Origin of the sequence: uncultured Gimesia sp. (genome assembly GCF_937910335.1) — a bacterium.
GTDB lineage: Bacteria > Planctomycetota > Planctomycetia > Planctomycetales > Planctomycetaceae > Gimesia.
Genome location: NZ_CALEMX010000052.1, coordinates 1 through 4,843, shown reverse-complemented (window position 1 = coordinate 4,843; position 4,843 = coordinate 1). Strand labels below are relative to the sequence as shown.

The 4,843-nt window shown below is 45.5% G+C and carries 2 protein-coding genes; one reads left to right on the top strand and one right to left on the bottom strand.

What is annotated here, in order from left to right; genetic code table 11:
• Window positions 1-7: 7 nt before the first annotated feature.
• A complete protein-coding gene (gene pilM, locus Q0668_RS02080; protein WP_298859445.1) occupies window positions 8-1,843 on the bottom strand; it encodes a type IV pilus assembly protein PilM in 1,836 nt (611 codons plus the stop codon).
• Window positions 1,844-2,510: 667 nt separating this feature from the next.
• Between pilM and Q0668_RS02075 the strand changes: the two genes are divergently transcribed.
• A partial coding sequence (locus Q0668_RS02075; protein ID WP_298859442.1) for a hypothetical protein occupies window positions 2,511-4,843 on the top strand: 2,333 nt, incomplete at its 3' end.

The window sequence follows — 4,843 nt, the reverse complement described above, 5'->3', positions numbered from 1 at the left end:
CCGAAAATTAATAAGAAAGATAGTGTTTTGGATAGAACTCAAAAGGAAGTCGTTGATCTTTCAGAATCACAGCGTGTGTGATGCCCATTTTTCGTACATCAACGGGCGCTGACTCCGGATTTTTAACAGTCCATGACTGTAAGTTTTTCAGGAGGGTTTCATTGACATACAAAATGCCAACATCAGTTGTGGGTTTCGATTCATCATGGTGATAATGTAAACCCTTCAGGGTAAAGACAAATCCCTCGCCTTCCGGTGCTTTTTCCTGATCTGCCTTCAGCATATAGGATGTCTTTGACCGTTCAGGGATTTTCTCAAACCATTCATTCAAATCACTGTAGTGTTTCACTGTAATGCCAGGAAGTTTGATCTGATTTCTTTTCTCGATTTGCTCATTGTCGATTTGGTCTCCAATATCCCTTGGCAGGCATTCATTAATCGTTTTGAATACTTCCAGCCAATCGTCTCGTGTGTCCAGATTCCAGACGAGTTTATTTCCCTTCTCAACCTTAGAGGTAAATTCACTCGCCGCGGCATCGTAGCTGGACTGATATCCGGAAACTTGTGTAGTTAAACTTTTTACTTTGTCTTCGACACTCCCGAAGCGGTCCTTGCTGAGGGAGTTCGCAACATTACTGTAGCCCACTGCTGAGATGCAAAGACCTACTAGTAATGCTGCCGCTGAGACAACCGCCCAGGGTTTTTTGCGACGGATTTTACGGGCAGTCGCAATTTCGGGAGGCAGCAGCGTAGTCCGGATCGTTGTCTGCTGCAAAGCCTGTAATGCGATACCATAGGGGACCGTAAATGTCAGAATGTTGTCCTGGAAGAGAGGTTCGTTAAGAACAGCATCGCCAACCAACGACTGAAAATCATCGAGCCGCTCGACTTCATACTGCAGGTTCTGTTGTAAGAACTTTTGGAGGCCGGCCAGTTTGAAACCATTGCCTGTTCCATAAACCTTCGATATTTTTGCATCACGGTTTACGCTGGAAAAGTAACCAATCGACCGCTGGATTTCTGAAACATATTCATTAAAGACGGGGCGTAAAGCCTGGAAAACGGCACGAGGGTCTTCCGAACGAGTGGCATTGCATTTAAGATGCTCCGCTTTGGCAAACGTAAGTTTCATCTCTTTGGTTAATGCACGTGTAAAGTGATTACCACCAATGGGAACATTACGAATCCAGATTTTGTTGCCGTTCGTCACCATCAGTGTGGTGCTGTCTGCACCCATATCGACGACAATTGCGGACTCTTCAGGATTTCCCTCGTATTCCTGACCGGGACGAATTCCCAATGAGTCATAACAAAGTGTATTGTAAAGACCCAATGGAGCGATCTGAATTAATTCAACTTCAATTTTTCGTGAAAGAAATGGTTGCAGTGCGTGCAAAACCTGCTCTCGCTTCATAGCGAAAATACCAACTTCCGCGTCCAGCATGTAACCACTTTCTTCCACGCCTCCTCCCAAAGGCTGAAAATCCCAGATCACATCTTCCAAAGCAAAGGGGATCTGTTGTTTGGCTTCATACTTTACGATTTCGGGAACACGACTGGATTGAACAGGTGGCAGCTGGATAAAGCGGGCCAGCGATGTCTGTCCGGGTACGCTGATTGCAATCAGGTCGCCACTCGTTTCATTTCGCGAAAGAAAGGTTTCCAGAGACTGGTTGATTAATTCATCAGGCACAGCATCGGGCTGGCTCAAAATTTTGGGATGCGGAATATAATCAAAGGCAACTGCAATAACCTGATCGGCGGCTTCGGCATAGCGAAGTCGAATTGCCTTTAAACCGGCTTGCCCAATTTCAATGCCCCAAACAGCTTGATTATCTGCCATGTGTCTGGTTACTCCTGCATTCTGGATAAACCTGACTTTGAAAAAGCAGATCAATCCGGAAAGGTTTCGAAATAATTAAAGAAGCGCCATTTTCCTGCTGAAAGGAACCTTTTCAGGTCAGCAAGATCGTTATTGATTTACGCAGTTAAAGTACAAGATGTGTCAGGAACCATCTATAGAACAAATTATTCCCTAACATAAAGCTATCACAGGGTTTCTTATAAAGTCAATGAAATAACAGATGTTTGAAAACGACTTCCTGAAAATTAAATAAATCAACCCGACTATTTTCTGATGATAGCTGAAATTTGAGTTGAATTCATCAAATTTGATGATAATTTTTGGTTCTCTTAATTGATTCGACGAGTAGTGAAACAGGATAGTTCCCCATGATTCTGTATTAATTACGATTTTCTCGGATTTTTGATGGATGGAGAATAAAGGTTTTTTAAACAGAAAGTGTACTGACGTTTATGTTTTCTTGTTTTGTTACACCATCTTTAAGTAGAAGATAGTCAGGCATTTGCGAATTATGGAACCTGTCAGATACGGGACTATAGATACTCAACGCGAGTTTGCTTATGCTTAACACTGTCTGAGAGGCGAACAGATGTTGTCACACACTCAATATTAGCATGTTATTACGTTTATAAAGCATTGTAAGACAATGACATACAATGATATTGTAATATTGATTCCCTGCCACAGTCTTGAAGATTTTCCCACGGAACTGGAAGAAAAAGACGCCGAGAGCCTATTAAATGCCTTTGCAGTCGCCTGGCATCCTGAACTGCTGGCATCTTCGAGGGTCATTCCCAGCTGGCATCGTTCCGATGAACCACCTCAGTTCCTAGCAGATCGTTTACTGCTAATTCCCAAGACTTCTGAAGACTGGCTGCCATACGGCTGGATCGAAGAAGCGGAGTCGAATGGAGCGACTGTAGTCAGTGGGAAAATTAAACGCGATGAAATGGCAGAGGCTGCGCTGAAGCCGTTACATCACGAAGAAGAAACGAATGCGGAGCCGGAATTGTCAGCAGATCTGGTTGCTGACTTTTATGCGCTGGGGATCTGTTATATTCAGTTGGAGTTATTAACACGGTGCATGCATCACTTCAGTAGTCTGGATGAAGCAACTATCCAGCGCGAAGCGATCGCTGCCGCCGATGCTGCTTTGGCAAATGATATCGAAGCAGCCCGCGCACATTTAAAAGGATGTTTTGAGGTTCTGCTCGAAAATCGTGAACGATTTTACCCGATTGACTGTTATTTGATTGACTTGTGCCTGTTAACGCCGGAATGGGTGAATGATTCTCTGAAACAGGCGGTCGCCGACGAGAGGCCCGTTAACATTCTGGTGACCGCCGATGATCTGGATGACATCGCCACAAAAAATCCGGATCTGATCGAACTCCTGAAAACGAGTTGTGATAATCAAGAAACTGAAATTATCGGCGGCGAGCAGGATCAGATTGCAATTCCTGTCGTACCAGTGGAGTCTCTCATCTGGCAGCTCCAGTCTGGGATGCAACAGATTCAGGATCTGACCGGTCGTGCGCCCACCACCTGGGCCAGACGACGTTTTGGCCTGGCTTCGATCCTGCCGATGTTATTACATCGATTCGGATTTCATTCTGCCTTGCATCTGGTTCTCGATGATGGGATTTATCCCGATTATGAGCAGAGTAAAATTCACTGGGAAGGAGCTGATGGAACGATTCTGGATGCTTTTTCCCGTATCCCGATGTCCGCGGAAGGATCCTCAGGTTACCTTCGCTTTCCTCAGCGTATGGCCGAATCGATGGAAGAAGATCAGGTGGGAGCCTTGATGTTTGCGCATTGGCCTGATGTGAAATCTCCTTTTTTTGAAGACTTTAAACGCATTCATCGCTATGCACCGGTGCTGGGCAGTTTTGTATTACTGAATGATTTTTTTCAAAACACGGAGTCCTCGGGCAGGCACTCTTCTTATGATGCACGCGAATACCTGTCGCCCTTTTTGAGTCAACTGGTAGCGATGCGAAAACCTGACCCGCTCAGCCGATTCATCGATCATTTTCAAAGACACGATGAATTTACCGCCGGGCGTTGGTTTGAATCGGTTTCACATGCATTGTTGGGACAGACGATAGAAGATCCCGCGCTTTTAAAAGTCGAAAAGGATGTGGAACGGGGGCACTCCGATGCCAGCGAAGAATCGATTCAAAACGCAGTCACTTGTTTGCAGGGATTTCGTGAAACAGGTGTGTCAAAACTGGCACAAATTATTCTTCAAGGTGCAAGTCAACAGAGTGGCGTGTTGTTGTTAAACTCACTGTCATTTACCAGAAGAGTGGTTGTTGAGCTGCCCGATTTTGAACATGAACCCCAAGCAAATGCTGCTGTCATTGTTACGCAATTTGATGAGCGGCAGAAAAAAGCTGTTGTAGAAATTCCCGGTGCCGGTTTTGTCTGGTTACAACCCGGAAAGTCTCCTGCCGCACCTGTGAAAAATAATGTGCCGATCGCCGAGCCGCTCTTACTCAGAAATGAATACTTTGAAGTTCATATTCATGAAGAGACCGGCGGGATTGCACAAATCAAGGAATACGGACGAAAACCCAATCGATTAAGTCAGCAACTCGCGTTTCGGTTTCCGTATCAGCGTAATATTACAACCCCGGGCGCTTTAGGTGATGTAGAAACGAAAACTCCTTATTCGGCAGTACGTGAAGTGAAGGTGGAACTGACGTGCGACGGGCCTGGTATGGGAGAAATCATTTCGACCGGCGAAATTTATGACCAGGTAAGTGAGAGTACTCTGGCGACATTTCGACAGACATTCCAGCTTTGGCGCGGACGGCCAGTTCTGGATGTGAAAATTGAACTCGAAGTGCAAACCATGCCTGATGGTAACCCCTGGGATCACTATTTTGCAGCCCGTTTTGCTTGGGGGGACAGTACCGCTTCGCTGACACGATCTTTGTTAGAGAGTGCGCATGCGTTTCAGGGGGAACGATT

Coding starts and splice junctions, on each gene's coding strand:
- pilM (WP_298859445.1), bottom strand. CDS start 1,843: ATGGCAGATAATCAAGCTGTTTGGGGCATTGAAATTGGGCAAGCCGGT.